Source organism: Devosia sp. A449 (assembly GCF_054489375.1).
The window spans coordinates 660,652-680,877 of sequence record NZ_JBTMWU010000002.1; the positions used below are offsets into that span (position 1 = coordinate 660,652).

Annotated in this window: 25 protein-coding genes and 1 tRNA gene; 21 read left to right on the plus strand and 5 right to left on the minus strand. The window is 60.0% G+C overall.

Going from position 1 to position 20,226, the window contains the following annotated elements; all coding sequences use genetic code 11:
* Positions 1–105: 105 nt before the first annotated feature.
* The 9 genes from ACX3OW_RS09130 (at position 106) to ACX3OW_RS09170 (ending at position 9,648) form a co-directional block, all read left to right on the plus strand.
* A complete protein-coding gene (locus tag ACX3OW_RS09130) occupies positions 106–2,409 on the plus strand; it encodes a phage tail length tape measure family protein (protein ID WP_459095434.1) in 2,304 nt (767 codons plus the stop codon).
* Positions 2,409–3,059, plus strand: coding sequence for a hypothetical protein (locus ACX3OW_RS09135; RefSeq protein WP_459095435.1), 651 nt, complete (start codon positions 2,409–2,411; stop codon positions 3,057–3,059). Before ACX3OW_RS09130 ends, ACX3OW_RS09135 begins: the two co-directional genes overlap by 1 nt.
* Before the next feature lie 9 nt (positions 3,060–3,068).
* A complete protein-coding gene (locus ACX3OW_RS09140) occupies positions 3,069–3,686 on the plus strand; it encodes a hypothetical protein (RefSeq protein WP_459095436.1) in 618 nt (205 codons plus the stop codon).
* A complete protein-coding gene (locus ACX3OW_RS09145) occupies positions 3,683–6,118 on the plus strand; it encodes a phage tail protein (protein WP_459095437.1) in 2,436 nt (811 codons plus the stop codon). Before ACX3OW_RS09140 ends, ACX3OW_RS09145 begins: the two co-directional genes overlap by 4 nt.
* Before the next feature lie 8 nt (positions 6,119–6,126).
* Entirely contained in the window at positions 6,127–6,975 is an 849-nt protein-coding gene (locus ACX3OW_RS09150; RefSeq protein ID WP_459095438.1) for a hypothetical protein, read from the plus strand.
* The gene (locus ACX3OW_RS09155; RefSeq protein ID WP_459095439.1) at positions 6,975–7,769 is read left to right on the plus strand and encodes a hypothetical protein; all 795 of its coding nucleotides are present in this window, start codon (positions 6,975–6,977) and stop codon (positions 7,767–7,769) included. The genes ACX3OW_RS09150 and ACX3OW_RS09155 overlap by 1 nt, the downstream gene beginning before the upstream one ends.
* A gap of 85 nt (positions 7,770–7,854) precedes the next feature.
* Complete coding sequence (locus ACX3OW_RS09160) at positions 7,855–8,994, plus strand: pyocin knob domain-containing protein (protein WP_459095440.1); 1,140 nt, start codon at positions 7,855–7,857, stop codon at positions 8,992–8,994.
* 2 nt (positions 8,995–8,996) lie between these two features.
* Positions 8,997–9,323, plus strand: coding sequence for a hypothetical protein (locus ACX3OW_RS09165; protein ID WP_459095485.1), 327 nt, complete (start codon positions 8,997–8,999; stop codon positions 9,321–9,323).
* A complete protein-coding gene (locus tag ACX3OW_RS09170) occupies positions 9,310–9,648 on the plus strand; it encodes a hypothetical protein (protein ID WP_459095441.1) in 339 nt (112 codons plus the stop codon). Before ACX3OW_RS09165 ends, ACX3OW_RS09170 begins: the two co-directional genes overlap by 14 nt.
* On the opposite strand, the gene ACX3OW_RS09175 is transcribed toward ACX3OW_RS09170, so the two are convergent.
* The 3 genes from ACX3OW_RS09175 to ACX3OW_RS09185 all read right to left on the minus strand — a co-directional run bounded on the left by ACX3OW_RS09175 (position 9,645) and on the right by ACX3OW_RS09185 (position 11,140).
* Positions 9,645–9,845, minus strand: a complete 201-nt coding sequence (locus ACX3OW_RS09175; protein WP_459095442.1) for a hypothetical protein — start codon at positions 9,843–9,845, stop codon at positions 9,645–9,647. The genes ACX3OW_RS09170 and ACX3OW_RS09175 overlap by 4 nt on opposite strands.
* Before the next feature lie 831 nt (positions 9,846–10,676).
* Positions 10,677–10,895 (minus strand): hypothetical protein, encoded by a 219-nt coding sequence (locus tag ACX3OW_RS09180; RefSeq protein ID WP_459095443.1) that lies wholly within the window; start codon positions 10,893–10,895, stop codon positions 10,677–10,679.
* A 17-nt stretch (positions 10,896–10,912) separates the two neighbouring features.
* Positions 10,913–11,140: a hypothetical protein gene (locus ACX3OW_RS09185; RefSeq protein WP_459095444.1), complete on the minus strand. Its 228-nt coding sequence runs from the start codon at positions 11,138–11,140 to the stop codon at positions 10,913–10,915.
* A 335-nt stretch (positions 11,141–11,475) separates the two neighbouring features.
* Between ACX3OW_RS09185 and ACX3OW_RS09190 the strand changes: the two genes are divergently transcribed.
* The 3 genes from ACX3OW_RS09190 (at position 11,476) to ACX3OW_RS09200 (ending at position 12,960) form a co-directional block, all read left to right on the plus strand.
* Positions 11,476–12,090 carry a phage tail tip lysozyme gene (locus tag ACX3OW_RS09190; protein WP_459095445.1) on the plus strand — a complete coding sequence of 205 codons (615 nt, stop codon included), beginning with the start codon at positions 11,476–11,478 and terminating at the stop codon, positions 12,088–12,090.
* 74 nt (positions 12,091–12,164) lie between these two features.
* Positions 12,165–12,536: a hypothetical protein gene (locus ACX3OW_RS09195; RefSeq protein ID WP_459095446.1), complete on the plus strand. Its 372-nt coding sequence runs from the start codon at positions 12,165–12,167 to the stop codon at positions 12,534–12,536.
* 49 nt (positions 12,537–12,585) lie between these two features.
* Positions 12,586–12,960: a hypothetical protein gene (locus ACX3OW_RS09200; RefSeq protein ID WP_459095447.1), complete on the plus strand. Its 375-nt coding sequence runs from the start codon at positions 12,586–12,588 to the stop codon at positions 12,958–12,960.
* 167 nt (positions 12,961–13,127) lie between these two features.
* Here ACX3OW_RS09200 and ACX3OW_RS09205 read toward each other — a convergent pair whose 3' ends face one another.
* Entirely contained in the window at positions 13,128–13,343 is a 216-nt protein-coding gene (locus tag ACX3OW_RS09205) for a hypothetical protein (protein ID WP_459095448.1), read from the minus strand.
* 166 nt (positions 13,344–13,509) lie between these two features.
* On the opposite strand from ACX3OW_RS09205, the gene ACX3OW_RS09210 reads away from it, so the two are divergent.
* Together ACX3OW_RS09210 and ACX3OW_RS09215 are read left to right on the plus strand one after the other, a co-directional pair.
* Positions 13,510–13,995, plus strand: coding sequence for a hypothetical protein (locus ACX3OW_RS09210; protein ID WP_459095449.1), 486 nt, complete (start codon positions 13,510–13,512; stop codon positions 13,993–13,995).
* 108 nt (positions 13,996–14,103) lie between these two features.
* Positions 14,104–14,544 carry a CBS domain-containing protein gene (locus ACX3OW_RS09215; protein WP_459095450.1) on the plus strand — a complete coding sequence of 147 codons (441 nt, stop codon included), beginning with the start codon at positions 14,104–14,106 and terminating at the stop codon, positions 14,542–14,544.
* Positions 14,545–14,604: 60 nt separating this feature from the next.
* On the opposite strand, the gene ACX3OW_RS09220 is transcribed toward ACX3OW_RS09215, so the two are convergent.
* Positions 14,605–14,808 (minus strand): CsbD family protein, encoded by a 204-nt coding sequence (locus ACX3OW_RS09220; protein ID WP_459095451.1) that lies wholly within the window; start codon positions 14,806–14,808, stop codon positions 14,605–14,607.
* A gap of 168 nt (positions 14,809–14,976) precedes the next feature.
* Between ACX3OW_RS09220 and ACX3OW_RS09225 the strand changes: the two genes are divergently transcribed.
* The 7 genes from ACX3OW_RS09225 to ACX3OW_RS09255 all read left to right on the plus strand — a co-directional run bounded on the left by ACX3OW_RS09225 (position 14,977) and on the right by ACX3OW_RS09255 (position 19,958).
* Positions 14,977–15,126, plus strand: a complete 150-nt coding sequence (locus ACX3OW_RS09225) for a DUF4113 domain-containing protein (protein WP_459095452.1) — start codon at positions 14,977–14,979, stop codon at positions 15,124–15,126.
* A gap of 76 nt (positions 15,127–15,202) precedes the next feature.
* Positions 15,203–15,571: a response regulator gene (locus ACX3OW_RS09230; RefSeq protein ID WP_459095453.1), complete on the plus strand. Its 369-nt coding sequence runs from the start codon at positions 15,203–15,205 to the stop codon at positions 15,569–15,571.
* An 88-nt stretch (positions 15,572–15,659) separates the two neighbouring features.
* The gene (locus ACX3OW_RS09235; RefSeq protein ID WP_459095454.1) at positions 15,660–16,661 is read left to right on the plus strand and encodes a sensor histidine kinase; all 1,002 of its coding nucleotides are present in this window, start codon (positions 15,660–15,662) and stop codon (positions 16,659–16,661) included.
* A gap of 593 nt (positions 16,662–17,254) precedes the next feature.
* A tRNA-Asp gene (locus tag ACX3OW_RS09240) sits at positions 17,255–17,331 on the plus strand.
* 233 nt (positions 17,332–17,564) lie between these two features.
* On the plus strand, positions 17,565–18,290 hold the full coding sequence (gene msrA / locus ACX3OW_RS09245; protein ID WP_459095455.1) for a peptide-methionine (S)-S-oxide reductase MsrA: 726 nt from the start codon (positions 17,565–17,567) through the stop codon (positions 18,288–18,290).
* 218 nt (positions 18,291–18,508) lie between these two features.
* Positions 18,509–19,057, plus strand: a complete 549-nt coding sequence (locus ACX3OW_RS09250; protein WP_459095456.1) for an outer membrane protein — start codon at positions 18,509–18,511, stop codon at positions 19,055–19,057.
* 319 nt (positions 19,058–19,376) lie between these two features.
* Positions 19,377–19,958 (plus strand): outer membrane protein, encoded by a 582-nt coding sequence (locus tag ACX3OW_RS09255; protein WP_459095457.1) that lies wholly within the window; start codon positions 19,377–19,379, stop codon positions 19,956–19,958.
* Positions 19,959–20,226 lie beyond the last annotated feature (268 nt).

Here is a 20,226-nt window from a genome sequence, read left to right on the forward strand (position 1 = left end):
AACAAAACAACCACCGCCGCTCCCTGCCATTTTTGCAACATCATGTCTTTCTGAGCCCTCCCCATCGGAAGCATGGACGCTATCGCAGACCCAAGGACAACCGCAATGACCGATGTTGTGACCCGCCTCGTCGTCCGAGCGGATGGATCGCTGGTGCCCCTCGACCAGTTCGGCAAGAAGATGTCCGATGCAGGCCAGGCGGCCGATATGGCCACCGGTGGCGTTGCGCGCTTCGAGGCTGCCCAGAAGAAGATGCAGGAGGCGCAAAGCCGAGGCCTTGCCGTGTCGACCGAAAGCGTGGCCCGGCGCTCGAAAGAGCAGCGTGTTTTCGAGCAGGCCGCCAGCTCCATCGATAAACAGTTCGCTTTACGCATTCGGCTGGAGCGGGAGGCCGAACGGTCTGCCGTGGCGATGTCCAATGCGGTGGCCGCCGGCTATCTGCGCCAAGAGCAGGCGCTTGAGATTCTGATGCGTCAGGAGCGTCAGCACGCCGCGCAGTTGACCATGGGCCCGAGCCGTGGCGGCTTCGGCGCAAGCGCCGGCGGTAGTTCGTTCAACACGGCCAACATCGCCGCCCAATTCCAGGACATCGGCGTCACCTCAGCCATGGGCATGAACCCGCTCCAGATCGCCCTGCAGCAAGGCACCCAGCTCTCGGCCGTGTTTGCAACGATGGAGAAACCATTGCAGGGCATTGCGGCAGGGTTGAAATCCATCATCAGCCCGGTATCGCTGCTGACCATCGGTATCATCGCCCTGGTGGCTACGGGCCTCCAGTTCGTTGACTGGGGCAGCGTGGCGCAGACCGTCCTGAACTTCTTGGCTGATGGCATCGTGGTCATTGCGCCATACGCTGCTGCTGCGGCCGTCGGCCTCGCGCTGCTTTATTCGCCAGCGATCATTTCGGGTTTGGTGGCGGTGGTCGGATCACTCGGGACGGTCGCCACGGCGATATGGGGTATTGCGACCGCAATTTATGCCACCGCGGGTTTGCCGGTGCTGCTTATTGCCGGCTTCGCGGCCATCGTCGCGGGTGCCGTTATCTGGCGCGATGAACTCACCAAGATGCTGGGCTTCGATATCGTCGGCGCCGCGCAGACGGGCATCAACTGGATCATCGGCGCATTCGTCGGCGGCTTCAAAGCTGTTTCAATTGTCTGGGCCAATCTGCCGGCCGTGATGGGTGACGTGACAATCACCACAGTTAACGTGGTGTTGGCCGGGGTCACTCGCTTGCTAAATGAAAGTCGGGTCCAGGTTGCGCAGTTCTTGTCATGGGTTTCAACACTTCCCTTGCCCGGCGTAAATATGCTTGCAGGTGCGGCGCTTGGAGGGATGCGCACGCCATTTGAACCGAAGAAGTTCGACAATCCGTTCAAGGGAATGGGAGGCGCAGTAATGGACGCCGCCCAGGGCGCGGCCGAGGAGTCTATAGGCTTCAACTACCTCGGCAAGGGCATCGAGTTCGTGAAGGGAGCCGCCTCTGGCGCTGCTGATGCGCTTCGGGGCCTTGCGGATAGCATTGGCGTCGATACCAAAGCCTCAAAGGCGGCTGCGAAAGAGGCCGAGCGCCAAGCAAAGGCCTATGACGGGCTGACCCGCGATGCTCGCCAGTTTATTGCTGCCGAGCATCTCAAAACTCAGGCACTCGGCATGACGGCGGAGGCCGCCAACCGGCTCCGCTATGAGCAAGACATGCTCAACAAGGCGGCCAACGACAATATCAAGCTGACGCCGGCGATGCGTCAGGAGATTTCGGGCTTGGCTGCCGGGATGGCCGAGGCGGAAGAAGCCACGCGCCGCCTGACCGAGATTTACGATTTCGGCAAGGACGTGTTCGGCGGCATGTTCTCCGATGTCACGAGTTACCTTCGTGAGCAGTCAAGCGAATGGGAGAACCTGGGCGACGTTGCCAGATCTGTGTGGGAGGGGATCGGCCTCGCCGGGGCCAATGCTCTTCAGAAAATCGCGGACAAGGCCTTGGAGAATGCGGCGAACGGTATCTGGGACATGATCTTTAGCGCCGTAATGGGCGGGATAGGCGGCAACAGCCTTGGCGGCGGATGGGGCGTTGCGGGTGGTTTCGGCAAGCCCGGCATTTTCGGTATTCCTGGCTTTGCTGACGGCACGAACAGCGCTCCGGGCGGCATGGCGTGGGTGGGTGAACGAGGGCCTGAGCTGGTCAATCTGCCGCGCGGCTCGCAGGTCATCCCGCACCAGCAGTCTAAGGCGATGGCGGCGAACCAGAATGGCGGTGACCTGGTGATCCACAACCATATCAGCGTCCCGGCCGGCACCTCGCCTGAAACTGCTCCGGCGTTGGCTCGCGAGATAACCAAGGAGATCAAACGTCAGCTTCCCGACGTGATCCAGACATTCAACCGCAATCCGCTGCGGAGGGCTGGCTGATGGTTCTCGCCAATCCTCTCCCGCGAGACGCCTTTGCCGACCTGCTCCGAGTGCAGGACGTGCAATTCGTGCAGGGCTTCCAGCAGCAGCGCTCGGCTACCGGCGGCGGGGAAACTCGTCATGCCGACCGGGCGCCGTCGCTGTGGAAGGCTGACCTGACGACGATCCCGATGCTCAACGCCGACGCCGAAGGCATCATGGCGTTGATCAATTCGCGGGCAGGGGGGCTTAAAGCGGTCCTGCTCTACAATTATCGTCTGCCATATCCGGCCAGCGATCCTGACGGCGTGATCATCGGCGGTACGGTGCCCAAGCTCAACGTCATCACGGACAGGCTGCATGTCTCGTTCAGCGGTTTCCCAGCCGGGTATGAAATCCCCCTGGGCACCTTCTTCGGTGTCGTGTTCGACAGCAGCCGGTTCTATCTGGGGCAGTTTGCCGAGCCCCGCACCGCCAATCCGATCACCGGCGCCGTCGCCAGTGCCGAGATATGGCCCCCGCTGCCAGCCTCGATCATGGCCGGTGCCGACGTAGTGGTCGCCAAGCCCTGCGCGAAGTTCAAGATCGACGCGGGCAGCGCGTATCCGTCGAAGGTCGACGGCATGAATTCCACCATCAAGTTCAGCGCCGAACAGACATACGGCCGGTAGGGAGCCTCCATGTACGATGTCGAAACTCTCTCCGCTCTCGGCAGCGGGGCCATTGTCGTGCGCGATATTCTGACCGTGCAGGGCAAGGCCTTGGGCGGCTCAGGGGCCGAGTTCGTCTATTGGACGGGCGAGGATAATATCGCGGTCAATGTGGTGCCGGCTGGGGGCGCAGCGCCTGTGAGCCGCAATGCGGTCGGTGGCGCCACGCTGCTCGAGGTGCCGCAGGTGGTGGATGCCATTGGGCTCGAGGCGCGGTCAATCACGCTCGGGCTCGACCACATCAGCAGCGCCGCTGGCTCGCCTATGGATATGGTCTATGGCCACAATGTCCGCGTGGCGCGCGTCGAGCTGCACCGCGCGCTGTTCGATCCCAGTACCTGGAACCTCGTCTCGACGCCGCATCTGATCTTTGCCGGGCGGGTCGACGGCGCATCGGTGGATGACGCGGCGGCCGGTGGCGAGGGTGGGCTATCGCTCGATGCCATGAGCAGCGCCATCGATCTGACCAAGACCAACCCGGCCATGGAGTCGGATGAGCAGCAGCGGCTGCGCAGTGGTGACCGCTTCCGTCGTTATGGCGACACAGCCGGCCAAGTCGACACCTGGTGGGGGCAGGCCAAGTCATGAACTTCCTGATCCAGCTCATTGTTGGCGTCGTCCTCTCGATCACGTCGACGCTGCTCAAGCAGGCATTCGCGCCGAAAGAAGAGAAGCGCACCGGCACGCGCGGCTCTGCCCAGATTGGCGGCAAGGTGCCGCAATACTTCCTCGTCGGCACCGTTGGCGAGGCCGGCAAGCTCGAATATCAGAACTCCTGGGGCGAGAGCGGCGGCGTGCCGAACGCCTATCTGACCAGCGCTTCGTCGTTCGGCGATCTGCCTGTTTCGGCGCTATCCGGGCTCTACGTGAACGGCGTGCGGGTGACGCTGTCCGGCACCGGGGCTGTGGCGCAGGGCTTCCCGGTGCCCGAATATAGTGGGCACCTCTGGTGGAAGTTCTTTGACGGCGCGCAAACTGCTGCCGACGATTACCTGGTGTCCAAGTTCGGCGGCGATGCTGACCGCGCCTGGGCGTCCGATATGGTCGGGCGTGGCGTGCCATATCTCATCACTACAGCGCTGTGGTCGGAAACCCTGTGGACCGGCTTCCCCAGCTTCGTGGGCGAGTTTCAGGGCATCAAGCTCTATGACCCCCGCAAGGACTCGACGGCAGGCGGTAGCGGCCCGCATCGCTGGGCTGACTCATCGACCTGGGCCTTCTCCGACAACAATGCCGTCATCATCTACAATATCGAGCGCGGCATCTATTACGAGGGCCGGCATATCTGGGGCGGCAAGAAGTCCGCTGCCGAGCTGCCTTATGCCGTCTGGGCCGCCGCGATGGATGCATGCGACCTGATCATCAACAAGGTTGACGGCGGGACTGAGCGGCAGTTCCGAGGCGGTCGACGCATCAGCCTCAACGAGCGTCCGGCCGATGTGATCAAGGAATTCCTGATCGGGGCCAATGCCCGCATCAGCCATGCCAGCGACGGTATGGTTTATATTCTGGTGGGCGTGCCTGACCATGTCGACGGCGCTTTCTCAGGCGGGGGGAATGACGGCGGTGATGTGCTGGCGACGGAACCGCTGGGCTCCATCCCGTTCCCGAACCTCGACAGCATCATCAACGGCGCAACCGCGACCTATCGTGAGCCAGCGCAGGCTTGGGAAGACAAGGAGACCGCCCCCTATTATCGCAGCGATCTTGAGGACGAGGACGACGGTCGTCAGCAGGTTGAAGGCCTGGACCTCGGCACCACATTCTCGGGGACGCAGGCGCAGCGCGTCATCAAAGCGGTGATTGAAGAAGGGCGTCGGTTTAGGACGCATGTCGTGGCGTTACCGCCCGAATTTGTGCAGTTCCGTCCGCTGCAAATTTTGGGCTGGACCAACGAGCGGTTTGGTTATGCCGCCAAGCGTTTCCTGATCACGGCACGCACCCGCGACCCATGGGGCAAGGTGGTGTTTGGCCTGCAGGAGATCGATCCTACCGACCACAACTGGACGCCGAGCACCGACGAGCGTCCGTTGAGCTTTGCCCCGGTGGTGACCAATCGGCCTGCGCCGCAGGAAGTCTCGGGTTTTGACGTGCATCCGGTTTCTGGCTTAGTTGCTTATGACGCATTCTGGGCCTCGCCATCGGTTGCCGTGGATGTGGATTTCGTTCGCATTGCGCACCGGCTCGCGGGCGGTACTGAAATTCAGTGGAGCGGCGTTGTTCCAAAGCCGGATCTATTGACCGGCTCAGGTCGCGTCACCCAAGGCCTTGAAGCAAATACCGCTTATGAGGTGCAAATTCAGTACCTTGCCGGTTCTGGCCGTCCCACGGTTGCCAGCACATGGATTCAGGTAACGACCGCCGACGTTCGCATCGGCCCGAATGACCTGACCGAAGAGTTGAACGACGCGCGCGCGCAGGCAACCCGTACTATCGAACAAATGCAGGCCGACCGATCGCGGGCGATTGCGCAGTTCGCCAACGCCCTGGGCGACCGCATGGTCGATATGCAGACCATGCGGACCGAGATCGCCGCGCGCTTCGAGCTGACCACGGCTGCTTACACGCACGAGGTCACTGTCATTGCGGGCGAGATGGGGGCATTGGCGGATCGCACGGAAACGCTGGAGGCCACGGTCAATGATCCGACGACAGGCGTGGACGCAACGGCCACGGCGCTCAGCGGCCTAACGACATCGGTCAATGCGCAGTTCGAAGCCACGGCTTCATCCATCACGGCAGTGGAGGCGTCCATTGGGTTGGTGATGGCCGGCGGCTATATCTCGATCCAAGCGGTGGCCGCACCGGCCGGCTGGGATGTGCGCGCTGCCTTTGCCATCAAGGGGTCGTCGGGTGGGACCTTTACGCAAGTCGGGCTCTACATGGACGCCAAGGCTGATGGCACTTCGCGTATCGTCCTGGATTCCGACGAGTTGGTGACGACCGGCACGCAGCGCTCAGTTCTGGGCAACTCCCTCATCAACTGGAATACCGGCGCAGTTCGTTTTTCGAGCGGCTAGGAGCGACCATGGCAATTATTTTTATGACAGACCCGATAACCGGGCGCTGCGCGATCTATGACGAGAACGGCACATCCGGCGCGGTTGATAACCCAAACTCACCGCGCAATGCCCCGCTGAACAACCCCAGCGCGCATCTCGACAAGCTCTATTTCCATTCCGATCTGGACTATATGGAGACCGCATTTGATCCGGTTAACACCACGATCAATCACGCCTCCATTGCCGCCGTGACGCCATCTGGCGGGTTTTCGGTTGACGGGGGGCAGATCACCTACGACACGACCATAACGTCCCATGTACTAGCCACTCATGGTCTGGGGTACGTTCCTGATTTCATGGTTGTGGTTGACGGGGACGCGATGTTCCCAGGGTGGCCCGTACAGTACCTCGGGGATGGCAGGGCTCGGTATCTGAGCGCGCGGGCCACCACAACCCAAATCATCCTAGAGGAACGCTCGGGGCGCACATCCAATGCCATTCCGGCAATTTCCAAAACGTACACAGTACTTGTATTCCGGCGCCCACCCGCCCCATCCGGCAACGTCCTCATTGACTACGACCCGACCAGTGAAGAGGTGTCATTGGGGAGGGGTAAGTTCAATTCTAGCCGGCGATACCTGCAAATTGGCTCCAATGGAACTCCATACGGATTTGCTCAAGGACGCACGATAGACCTTAAGAACGGCGCGCCCAGGCTCGTTGACGCTGATGGGACCATTACCGATATCGTCCCTGCCGCCGCTGCGTTTGCTTTTAGTGGCTCCCTCCAGACTAGTGGTTGGATATTCGGACCGTCAGCGGCTTACAACGGGTCCTTTACGGGCGGCCCGGCAATTCAGGTTCGGGTGCCCTAATGAGCGGATCGTTCGGAATCGAAAGCGGTCAGATTGTGGTGCGGAAGGATGGTCGAACCGTCCTGACCACCGGCAATTCGTTGGTGCAGTTCCTCACCAGCGAGCAGACGTTTGCTGCCAACGCGGTATTCCCGGATGTTCCAAAGGGCGAAATCTACATGCTCCAATGGAACATTCTCTACAGCGCGTCAAAATGGAATTACCTATTCAATAATGCGTCATGCGTTGGGGCGCGGCCGCAAGAATGGACGAATAGCATTGTTCTTGGGCCGGTTCCTGCTGGCGCAGATACTTTCATTGGGCGGGTTCGGCTCAACAGAACAGTATCACCGACACACTCATGGGCAAATGAAGCCCTCGTGCCGAGGGTTACGCAGAACGAATTTGTTCAATTGACGGGCTCCATCCTGCTTGAACAGGTGAGGGGCTTTTGCAGGTCGCTTTCCGTTTACATTTCGGGCGGCAATTTGATTGTCGATATGCAGCAATCATGCGGCCCGATTTCCGGGAATTTTGTCACTTGGGGAAATTTCATCGAAGGCGGAAATAGTCTTGGCGGAGAGAACTCCGTTCCGTCAGGTGCAGGGAAGTATGTGCATACGGCTCATGCCGGATTTACTGCAACTGGCATCACCGATAATTGGACCACCTCTAATCCGTTCATTGATAGTGTTGTTGGAACGTACACTAAAATGCGCAACGGCGGGTCAAGCGAGGCTCCTTACTCCGATCCAACCAACTACGGCTCGACCTACGCCATTACGGTACAGGGCCGCTTCGGCCGCCGCAGCTAACCGTTACCTCCCAACTATTCATCTCTCTGGCGCGTGACCGTGATCATCACGCCCGGCTACATCAAGCCATGAAGGTTCGGCACCTATGAGCATCTTCTTTCCCAACAATGCCGGGGCAGTTCGCTTCAACAGCGGGTCAGCCACCATCAACGGCACGGGCACCCTGTTCAAGAGCTATCGGGCCGGCAGCACCATCTCGATCCCCGGCGTCGGCTCCATGCAGCTTGCAGCCGATCCGACCAGCGACACAGTGGCGACTGGCTCGGTGATCTGGGGCAGCACCACCACGGCGTTTCAGGCGTTCGAATACCATGCGCGCAATGAAGAGGGGGTGTTCTCGGACACCTTCGTGCAGCTGCTCAACGAACTGCGCAGCGGCATCATTCCGGCGCTTGCTGCTCTCGATGGCGCCGGCGGCGACAAGCTCATCAAGCTGACGGGCGCAGGAACGGCTGAAGCCTTTGCTGCCAAGAACCTGATCGCCATGGCCGGTCTCGACGGCGCAGACGGCGATAAGGGCGTCATGCTCACTGGGGCGGGGACGGCGGCGACGTTCGGGCTGACTGCAGCCATGCGCGAACTGGCCAACGATCCTGACTTTGCCACGATGCGAGCGACGCTGAGTCTGGTGCTGCAATCCAGCCTGACAGACGCGACAGCAGGGCGAGTACTGACAGCAGGTTCGTTCGGGCTCGGTAATTCGACACAGTTAACGAACCTCAATACTGCGCCGCACGGCTTTTTCTTTTGCGGCGCGTCGAGCACCGGAGCGCCCGCGTCCGGAGCGGACTTTCACGGCTACACTTCGCGCGCGTCAAATACATCTGCGGCAACGCAGATTGCTCAGCAGATCGGTGGTGGTATCTATATTCGTACGTTTGTTGGGGGGACTTGGGGAGTCTGGAAACGCCTTGATCTCGTTACCGCGACGACAGCTAACGGCACATATTTTCAACTGCCGAGCGGCCTCTTACTTTGTCTGCGTTTCGTGAATGTGAATTTGACCATCACTACGTCCCAGGCATTTGCAATGCCCGCCAGCTTCGTTGGCGGCTTGTGTTTCGGCGGCGCAACGTTGATCGGCGTGTCGAGCGGGACCACCTTCACCGCAATGGCCAGTCACTCTCTGCGAACCGCAGGTAACTCTTGGGATTTCAAGGTTGAGACGGCGGGTTCAACCACCTCCGAACAAATTGCACTTTTTTCATTAGGACAAGCAGCTTGACGATGAAGATCACCTTTGAACCGCAGTACAATCCAGCACCCCTCGTCCTCGCGAATAGCGGGGACGTCCTCTCGATCAATGGCGATCTGTTTGACTTCAGTGGGTTGCAGGATGGCGACGTTATCCCGTCGGGCGCGGTGCCATCCATCTGGATCATAGGGCCGGTCCAGCGCATCGATGGCGAAATCCACCTGACGCTGATCCTGCCGCATGGGCCAAACCCATCGCCAGCCGTGGCGTTCCCCGAACCCATCACCGTTACCGAGGACGGACCTATTGCGATCCCTGCCGATCCCGCACCAAAGGATACCGACAATGTGGAGCCCTGATCCGTCCATCATCGTCACTGCGGCGCAGAAGGCCGCCGAGGCGGCTGCCGCAGCCCGACTAGCCCAATTCCCCCACCTAGAGCCCGACCAGTTCTGGTTCGGCCTGCGGGTGGCCGGCTGTGAGGATGATGTCCGCGCCTGGGTGGCCAGCCTCAACGAACCAGAGAGCCCGAACTACAGCCCGGTGGCCTGGGCTGCAGCGTCCGCGAAACTGGACTTCGCCAAATACTTCGAGCGCGATCATCCACTGGTAGAGGCCGCTCGCGAAGCCATCGGCATGAGCGAGATCGAACTGGATAACCTGTGGCGCTACGCAGCCAGCTAGACGATGGGTTCTTGTCGCGCTGCGGCAGCCAGCATGCGTTCGCCCATGCCGGTTATGACGACTTTATTTGGCGAGCCCATCACTAGCCGGCCTGCCATCAGCAGCTGTAGCGAGGGGCTGTCCTCGATGGGATGGGGATTGTTCACCACGCTCTTGAGCAAGGCAATGGCTTCGGGCGTCAGTTCTTCAATAGTCATGCCGGCTGCATAGGCCGAGTCCCGGCCGCGATCCAAGCCGATTGCGCAGTCCCACGACCCTCTCTGCCATCAGAACCATTCCTAGACAGTTCGCAGGACTGCGCACTGCAGGATGAGGTCCGTTCTGAGTAAAAGGCAGTAAGCCTTTGGTCGTATCGGCCCGCCTCTGTGGTTTTTTCATAGGAAGGGGTGAGGCCGGCGGAGCTGGTGTGCTCGACGCTCGGCCCCCGTAACCGCGTATCGGGAGGGTGCGCGGCTACCGGCCATACATGGCAACATTCTGGCAGATTACGAGCAGACCTTTGGTCGCATCAGGTGAGGGAGCGACCTGGGCAATCCCTCGGCCAAGATCGCTCCCCCTGCGCAGTAGAGGACTGATCTGCGCTTTCGGCAAAACGGCGAGCGTCCGCCTAAGTTCCATCAATAGGAAACGCCTGTGCCATCGGCAGGCACAGGCGTTGACCATGTAGGTCGGTGCGCGACTACGGCATGCGCAGCGAAAGACTAGCCGGCCATTCGCAACAAATCGATATCGAAACACCGTCGATTCACAGCCGCTTCGAGCCCTTTTGTTTGCTCAGCATCCACAATAGGGGTGGGGCCGGCGGAGTTCAGACGCTCAACGCTCGGCCCCTGTAGCGCACGCTGTTTGCGGACAGATGTGCTGCTACCTGTCCCAGATAGGGGCGGCACCGGTTAATTGGCAGGCGGCCTTTGGTCACGCTTTGGGGAGTGACCCGACCACACTCTGCCAAACTCACTCTCCTGCGCAGCAGGAGCCGTTCTGCACCTTCTGCAAACGGTTCGTTCCTTCACCCCCATAGGAGGCCATCATTCGGTTGCCCGAACTATGGCGTACCCCTTGCTGGCGATCTCCGCCTTAATCCTCTCGGCCTCATTACCCAGCAGTTTGTCATCGGTCATGGTCGTGGCGAGGTTGCGCCAATCCAAGTGCTGAAGGTGGTCCGGAATGCCTCCCAGCGGCCCCCAGGGCAGCACTAGCAATTCGTGCGGTGTCTTCCTGTCATTGGCCGCAACAAACACGTTCACTCGCATACTGCATCCCGTCACGTCGTAAGGCTGAGCAGCGCATATCCGTTGCTGCCGATCTCGGCCTCAATAATCGGCCCCGCTGTCACAAGTAACCTATCGGCCAGCGTCGTTACGGCCAGATGACGCCAGTTCAAATGTTGCAATTGCTGCGGGATTGCCTCGGCGCCGTTCTCATGTGGCAGCAATAGCAGTTGCCGCTGCTGGCGATCTTCATGCTGTGCAATGAAGACCTGCAACTGCATCTAGGCAGCGGCTTGATCGAGGGCGGGCGGCGCTTCTTCTTTGGCTCTGTCAGAGCTGGACGGGCGATAGTGGGAGCTAAATTTTTCCTCCCATGGATCGAACGGCTTTTCTGCCGCGGCCTCAGCGGCACCGTCATCGGGCATAGCTTGGTCTGTCATTGCATCACAAACCAATAGGCAGCCAGGCAGACCGCTATTGCGATCAAACCAAATTCAAGTCGTTGAAGTACGCGCATAATAATCCCCCAAGCGCCTCGCTAATAGCGCCGCTCGGCCTCATCCGCATCCCCCAATTGGGGAGTACGTCGAATTCGTAACATCAACAGGAGGCTGTCATGGCCAAACTCAACGCGGAACAGGTGTTCCGCGCGAAATCGCCTGCCATCATGGCGCAGCTCATTCGGGACTTTCCCATCACGCCGGTGGATGCTGCCGCGATCCTCGGCAACCTCGGGCATGAGAGCGCCGGGCTGACCATCCTGCAAGAGATCAAGCCGACCGTTCCCGGCTCCAAGGGCGGTTATGGCTGGGCGCAGTGGACCGGGCCGCGCCGACGCGCCTTTGAGGCCTATTGCGCTCGCACCGGAAAAGACCCGGCTAGCGACGAGGCCAACTACGCCTATCTGTTCCTGGAACTCAAAGGCCTCGAGGGCAGCGAGAAGGCTGCCATTGGCAAGCTGGTTGCCGCCAAGGGGCTCGACGCCAAGGTCGAAGCCTTCGAGCGGGCGTTCCTGCGGGCAGGGGTGAAGCACTATCCCAGCCGGAAGCAGTGGGCTGCGGTCGCCCTCGATGCCTGGCGGGCCAAGGGCAGCACCGGCATTGCCATCCCCAAGCCTACGCCCGAGCCGCCGGCGGCCGAAAAGCCCGAGCGGGGCAGGGCAGTCCCCATCATCGTCGCCGTTGCCACCCTGGCCGTCCTCGCAGCGGCCTTTTTCTTTGTCCGCTTTTAACTCGCTGTCCCAAATCCCAGCATCAGATGATGCAGAAAAATGGGACACGCCACGCGCTAAGGAGGCGCATCACCATGCTGACTTCGATCTTCCTCGCCATCGCGCAGAATGTGCTGCTGGGCTGGCTCTGGCGCCGGTTGCAGGAGCTTGTGGCGTTTACTGCCGGGCTTGCGCCTTTATTCCTTATGCTGCCGCCGGAGCACCAGGCGCTCATCGTGGCAGTTCTGCAGGGGCAGGGCGGCGGATACTCCATCTCGGCCTATGCCGGCTTCGCCATGTATCTATGGTCCCAGTGGCAGTCCTATCGCGCCACCGTGCGCCCCCAGGTCGTCACCGTCGAAGGCAAGAAGCTGCCCCTGACGCCCACCGGCTCGAAGGAGGCGGAGGCTGTCGCCAGGTTGGCGCCTGCACCGCGCACGCTCTGGGACCGCCTGACCTCCCGATAACCCCGGGCGGCCCCGGCCGCTCGATCTTCTCTCGATCCAGGCGAGTGCCATGGCCGATATAGACGATCTCAACGCCCTCGGCCGTGGCCGAATGACCAACACCAGGCGGATCGAGCTGCTGGAGCGGGACCGAGCGCAGCAGTCCCGCGTTCTGACAGCGCTTGTTGACGGTAGCAAGAGCTTCACACCCGAGCAGATGGCTCAACTGAGGTCGATCATGACGGACGTTCTGGCTGACGCCGGGCTCCGCGTCGACGCTGCCGAGCAGCAGGACGAGGCCCGCAGGGACTTCATGTTCCTGCGGGCGTTCCGCCGGGCGGTGAATGGCCTCGCCGGCAAGATCGGCTGGCTGGTCATTGCGGCCGTTTTTGGCGCGGTGATCTGGCTGGTCACCGCGGGGCTGAACGCCTGGAAAGGGTTATAGATGTCGACTGGTAGTGTACGAATTGGCAAGGCCGCCAGCTGGCGGCCTTGTTCTAACCTTATGCGGCCTTCTTGACGGCCTTTTTCAGCGCCTTGATCTTCTTTTCGTGGTTCTCGACCTTGGCTTCACGCTTCTTGATCTGCTGCTTGATGGAAACTACGTTCTTCTCAGCTGCTTTGGCTTTCTTCGACCTTGCTTGTATGGCTTTTAGTGGGTGTGTTCTGCTTGATGAACCCACGAATGAACTGCCTGATCTCGCGAGCGGCGCTGGTATCCAGCTGTTCGCATAACTGCACGAACTGATCGCGCTCAAGAGTGCTGATACGGATCAGCAATTGGCTATCTTTCTTGTTGAGTTTCACCTTCTTGGGCTTGTCTGACATGGCTCGCTCACAAAATGGTTCACACGAAAAAGATATCAACAATGTATATACATTTCTACTTAAGTCAAGGCAGTTATGTGAACGCCCCCCGATACTAATTCGCAACCATCGGGGGCTCGGGTCGTTCTTCAGCCGCTAGTGGGGGCAAACCACTACGGAGATGAAAATGAAGAACGCACTGATCCTAACGACGGCCGCCGCCTTTCTCGCGTCGATCGCTCTTCCTGCCTTCGCCCAGGATGCTGGTGCCGGAGCGGGGGTAACCGTCGAAACTCCGGCCGTCGACGCTCAGGTTGGTGTCGATGCCAATGCAAAATCCAATGCCGGTGGCGTGGCCGACGAAACTTACGGCTCGGTGATGTCATCGATTGCTGGTTCGGCCGATGTCGATCTGTCCGCTGTGGCCGATGAAGCCAGCATCACCATCATTCTGCTGTCTTCGCTACAGGGCAATGCCGATACGGAGGCTGCCGCACTCGATGAGGCGTTGTCTGCCAATGCCGAGGCTATGACGACGCTGCACTCCAACATCGAAGCGAATGCGGCCATCAAAGCCAAGCTCGAAGCCGAAGGGCATAGCGCGGACGACGTTGTTGCCGTGAAGAGCAATGCCGATGGATCGGTCATCGTCTATGTCGATGACCGTGCCTAACCCACGCTAGTCTAAACGCGCGGGAGGTCCGTGAAGCTTCAGGTTTCATGGACCTCTTGGCGAGTACCAAGCGCCGAACTGTGTCTTCTCAAGCGACTAGAGGCGCATATGTTTGTCGAAACAATTTTGCCTGCAGCGCGTGAGCGCCTCGTCACCATATCGAAGAATGCTCCGTTGCTGGAGGCCGCGCAACTGCTGGGTTCTGGCGTTGATCTATTGGTCGTTTACGGTGAGGCCGGACGCCTTGTCGGGGTCGTTACGAAGACTGATGTGGTGAAGCAGATTGGGCAATGTCAGGGCGCTGGCTGTACAACGCCGTTGGGATTGGCGATGACGCGAGATGTCTTGTTATGCAGGGCAGGGGACGTGTTGGAAACCCTGTGGCTTGACATGAATGCTCGGGGTTTGAAAAATATTCCGGTAGTTGACGCCGCCGATGCGCCAATAGGAGTTCTCAATGCCCGCGACATGCTGCAGGCGCTGCTCAGTCAGTCGGTCAATGAAGAATCGATGATGCGGGACTATGTGATGGGCGTCGGATACCGTTAAATTCGCTGGGACCGTGACAAAGGCCCCACTGATATGGGGCCTTCGCTTCATCGTTTGAGGCTACCAGCGCTGCCGGCCATACCAGTCATCGATGTCCTTGCGCACCTCGTCCTTGGCCTTGCCGTAGCGCTCCTGGATTTTGCCTTCGAGCTGCTCACGGTTGCCATTGATCTGGGCTAGATCGTCGTCGGTGAGTTTACCCCACTGCGCTTTGATCTTGCCCGTCATCTGCTTCCAGTTACCTTCGACACGGTTCCAATCCATCGGAATCTCCTGTTGCAGTTGTGAAAAGACAACGAACGGGGCACGTCAGGGTTCCCGGGGCGGGGGTCGGGCCCAAACAGCAAGCAGAGGCGCTGCGCGGGTGGGATAAGGGCTCGGCTGCCACTTCGTTGGCCAGTATGGGAAACCGGAAAAACCAAACTGTTCCCTATGCCACCACGTCCGGTTGACGCGCGCTGCGCCTCGTCATGCAAACGAGGTTTCCCGGAAAGAGTTCCTGAGCAGGCGTTCACGACCAAGTTCGAGATGCGGTCGCCACGGTACACGACCAGATGGGACGAACTGCCCAAGGTTTTGTAGAATTTAGGCAACGCCCACCGCGAACCCAACGTTATGTCCCCGCTTGCCCGGATCGCAGGCGGTCCATGAGGTAAGCATGCCAAATAAAATCACCGTACTCGTCGTCGAGGACGAAGCCTTGCTTCGAATGGCCACGGTAGACGATCTCACCCATTATGGATTTGAGGTGATGGAGGCTGCGAATGCGGGCGAGGCAATCGAGATTTTCAAGAGTGGTCGTCGCTTCGAATGCTTGTTCACCGATGTGGATATGCCCGGCGACAAGGACGGTCTGGATCTGGCCGAATTGGTGAAGTCGGCGTGGCCGCCGATCGAAATCATTGTGACATCAGGCCACCGGGACGTGGAGAAAACTGACCTTCCGCAGGACGGGGTATTCGTCGGAAAGCCCTATAGCACCGAAGTCATTGGCGATCTTATCCAGCGATTGACACGGGAAAGTTGAAAGCCGTCTGCTGGGTTGCCGCTCTCCAATGTGATGTACGGTGCGGTTTGCTTGAGACCAACACCTCATCGTTTTTTAGGAACAGGCCATGCCAATCAACGACGATGCTCAACCGTTGTGGGATCTGAAGAATTTACGCCGGTCGCTCAATGCGGCAGGCGTAGCCCTGTGGTCCTGGACCGTCGAAACAGGCTCGTTCGCCATGGACGATCTTGGGTTCTCGCTGTGGGGGGTTACCCCCGCACCTGAGGTCGATTTCGAAACTCTGTCCGCCAAGATACATCCGGCAGACCGAGATCGGGTCCGGGCGGCTTTCGAAGCGACCCGGGCTATCTCGGGCGCATACGAAATCGACTTCCGCATCCTGCTCGAGGAAAAGGTTCGGTGGATTTCGGCCCGGGGCCTTGGGAGCGACGAGGGGATGTTTCAAGGCCGCATGGGCGGTGTCTTCCTCGACGTAACGGGTCGCAAGCAGGCCGAGGAAGGGCATGAACTCTTGGCGGGGGAAATGAGCCATCGGGTCAAGAACCTCTTGGCCATCGCCACCGGCCTGACCAACCTCACCTCCCGGTCTACGACGACAGCCCCAGAAATGGCAAAGGAGCTCACGGCTCGCTTGGGGGCGCTCGGACGAGCTCACGACCTCGTTCGTCCTCTGCCTGGGCACCAGGGCGATGCTGCGCTGCTCGGCGATCTGATATCGGTCCTGCTAGCCCCGTATGACGACACCGAAGCCTTTAGCGGACGCATCCGCGTTGCTGTGCCGCGAATGGGCATCGGCGAACAGGCAGCCACTACCTTGGCCTTGGTCATCCATGAGCTGGCGACTAACTCGCTGAAATACGGCGCCTTGTCCGTGGAAACGGGGACACTGGACATATCCGGGTCGCTCGACAGGGACAGGGTAAGCCTGGCCTGGACCGAACGCGGTGGCCCCTCCGTGGAACCCCCGTCAGGTGACCACGGATATGGCAGCAAGCTTCTGATGCGAAGCGTCACCGGCCAACTTGGGGGGGCGATATCCACTAATTGGTCAAATGAGGGAGTCATCGTGGCCCTCACGTTGAACGCCGCAGCGCTGGCAAACTGAGGCCGGTTACGGGTGGACCCCGCAAGTATCAAGGCGAGTTGATCAGCGGCTCCCCAGTGTCGACGCGATCTTCATGAGCGCCTTCTGGGCTTGGATCAGCAGCGGCGGCAAAGGGCCAGGCTGATCTGAGCGCAGGATAGATTTCGATCTGTACGGCCCCGGTGGAAACGCCGGGGCTTTTTTCGATTTTGGCAGGATGGCCCATGTCTTTATATATAGGGCGATTAGAACATTCGCGAAAAAGCCTATAGGAATCAATGGGCTCAAACGGGCGTTTTCCCGTTGCTTTGGCGTTCTAACCCATTGTAAGACAACGCGTCTGGCAGTTCGTCATCGCCCACCATTTTCCCATTTCCCATATCGATGGTGACGTTCCGTCAGCCAGATGCGCTGAACGGCCATTGGCGGTGTGCGGGCGGTTTTGAACCGTCACATCAAAAAACGCGCATTACCAACTGTAGCGATAGGGCTTTTCCACAGCCCAATCCGCTTTTTTTGAAATTCTGCTGCCGATCCTGCGAAGCTCGCTTGACTTGCTCAGAGGGGGTCGGTAAACGGACCACACGTTGCGCAAACGAGTTGAGTTTGCCGCTGCGGGAGTAGCTCAGTTGGTTAGAGCGCCGGCCTGTCACGCCGGAGGTCGCGGGTTCGAGCCCCGTCTCTCGCGCCACCTTCCCCCTTGAATTTACTAGGGATATGGAATGGTGGCGCTGGGCAGGGCCCGCGTTTTTACCCTTTTCCAAATCCCAAGCTTTCCTGCAGCACGCTGGCAGTTTTCTGGCAGCATGCTGGTGGTTTTCTTGCGGTTTTCTTGCCATTGGTCATTTCCGCGTGAGGCGGCTGTGCTGGTGTGGCGGCGAGCGCATAGTGACGATCCCTATCGCTCGTTCCGGAGCCGCCAAAATGACAGCGCGCAGCATTGCCATTCGTCGGATGAATTTTCGGCCAGCTCATCTGTTCGGCCTGCTGGTCGTGCTGGTGGCGTTCGGGAGTTGGAGCCAGCCGGGCAGGGCGCAGGAAGCGCCGGTGGTGATTCCGCCGTCAGCGACGGATCTCACCGAATCTGGCGCTACGGCGACCGCCGTCTTTGCGGGGGGCTGCTTCTGGGGCGTGCAGGGGGTGTTCCAGCATGTAGTGGGGGTCACCAATGCGGTGTCGGGCTATTCCGGCGGCGCGGCGGAGACGGCGACCTATGAGCAGACCGGCAGCGGCACCACCGGCCATGCCGAGGCGGTGGAGGTCACCTATGATCCGGCTGTAGTCAGCTATGGCGAGCTGCTGCAGATCTATTTCTCGGTGGCGCATAATCCCACCCAGCTCAACTACCAGGGCCCCGATCACGGAACGCAATATCGTTCGACCATTTTCCCGGCCAGTGATGAGCAAGCGGCGACGGCGAAGGCCTATATTGCCCAGCTCGATGCGACCGGGCTGTTCATCGGTCCGATCGTCACCACCATCGAACCGCTGCAGGCATTCTATCCAGCCGAGCAGTACCACCAGGATTTTCTGACCCTCAATCCGACCTGGCCTTATATCGTGGTCAATGACCTGCCCAAGGTCGCGGCGCTCAAGGCGCTGTTCCCCGACGCCTACCGCGACGAACCGGTGCTGGTCGGTACGCTCTAGGCCGGCAGGCTTTGTGGCTGTTCGGCCACGTATTGTTGCTGCCCTATTCTTGCCGCCTGAGGGGCGGCTTTTCGCCGACAAGCTCCAGCCAAATGTGAAACTTGGCGTTTCCGGGTGCTTCCAGTGAGTCGCGATGGGAGCGCCCCAATGACCTCGGACGGAACTGGACCGCGAAAGCCGCGTTTCTCGTCCAAAGGTCCAGCAGCGGGAGGGCAGCGATGAACCTGTTCAAGACGATGGCGCTTGCGGCGCTCGCTACGACCCTGTCGATCGGCACAGCGATGGCCGCAGACATGATCACCGTACCCACCAGCACCCCCGCCGAAATGCCGATCTATGAACAATCGGGATTCGACTGGTCCGGCTTTTATGCCGGCGTCTATGGTGGCGCGCAGAACAGCGCCGTCGGCGGCACCCAATATGGACTCGGCGTGCAGGCCGGCGTGAACGCGCAATTCGACTTCTATCTATTGGGCGCCGAAGTGGCGGTGCATGGGCTGACCGGCGGCAGCGTCGGCGACACCAGTTATGGCCAGATCCTGGGCCGCGCCGGTCTCGTGGTCAGCGATGACGTGCTGGTCTATGCCGCCGGTGGCTATGGCATTGATCTGGGCCCGCCCGATGAACAGGACGTGCTGCTCGGCGGTGGCGTCGAATTCGCCGTGACCGACAGCATTTCGGTCGAAGCGCAATATCTGCATGGTTTTCCACTGAATGGCGGCAGCGCCAAGGATCAGTTCACGGTGGGCGCGAACTTTCACTTCTAAGGCGACTCAAAACCGCCTGCGATTCTCATGGCCCCGCCTCGGCGGGGCCATTTTCGTTGCGTGGGACGGCTGCCGGCAGCTTGACGGCGAGACTCACCCATTGCCCAGATGGCGACACCTTGACGCCCCATCGGGACGCAAGTTCCGTCCAATTTGTATCAAATTGGGCCAATTGCGCGACATTGGCGCAACACCTGCCCCATAATGGTCATTTAGCATTAGCTGCATTGCTGAATTTGGGCGACCAAAGGGTTGTCACGCGCGTTGAGCTGATGCATCTAGTCGGTCGACTACGGTTAACTCTATGGGAGTGCAAGATATGTTTGTACGTTCGCTTTCTCTCGGTGTGGCTGCTGCCGCGCTGCTCGCTGGTGGTGCTCAGGCCGCCGATCTGATCATCCCGACCACCCCGCAGCCGATCTACGAAGCTGCTGGCTTCAACTGGGAAGGTCTCTATGCAGGCGTCCGCGTTGGCGGCCAGTTTGTTGGTGACTCGGTTGCTCCGGGCTACACCGGCTATCCGATCAGCAGCACCTCGGGTGTTCTGGGCGCTGCCGTCGGCGTGAACTTCATCCCCGTCGATCCGTTCCTGATCGGCGCTGAAGTCACCGGTGACTACATCTGGAACAGCGCATTCAGCACCGGCGAATTCTTCGCCAACCTGCGTGCTGGTGCCGTTGTTACCGATTCGGTTCTCGTCTATGCCATCGGTGGTATCGGCACGAACAACCGCACTGGTTCGAACACCGGCGTCTACCAGCTCGGTGGCGGTGTTGAACTGGCTGTGACCGATGCGGTCAGCGTTCGCGCTGAGCTCGTTGGCCAGGGCGACTTCGACGGCACTTCGGACGCCTTCTTTGAAGGTGCCAAGGCCACCGTCGGTGTGTTCTACCACTTCTAAGTTTTGCAATCGGGCAGGGCGGCTTGCCGCCCTCCCGACCTAGCGTCTTGCAAACCCAATTCGGCGAACCAGTTCACTGGTTCGCCGTTTTGCGTTTTGGGGGATGTGGTAAAATTCCGATGTTCTCACAAACTCGGTGTCGTCCCGGCCTTGAGCCGGGTGTGGATTCACATTTGAAGTGCAACGGGATGAAGGCCTCGGCGGGGGTACGGAAGCCGAGGCATTTTCGGGGGGTGTTGTTGTGGTGGGCGAGGATGGCATCGAGGCT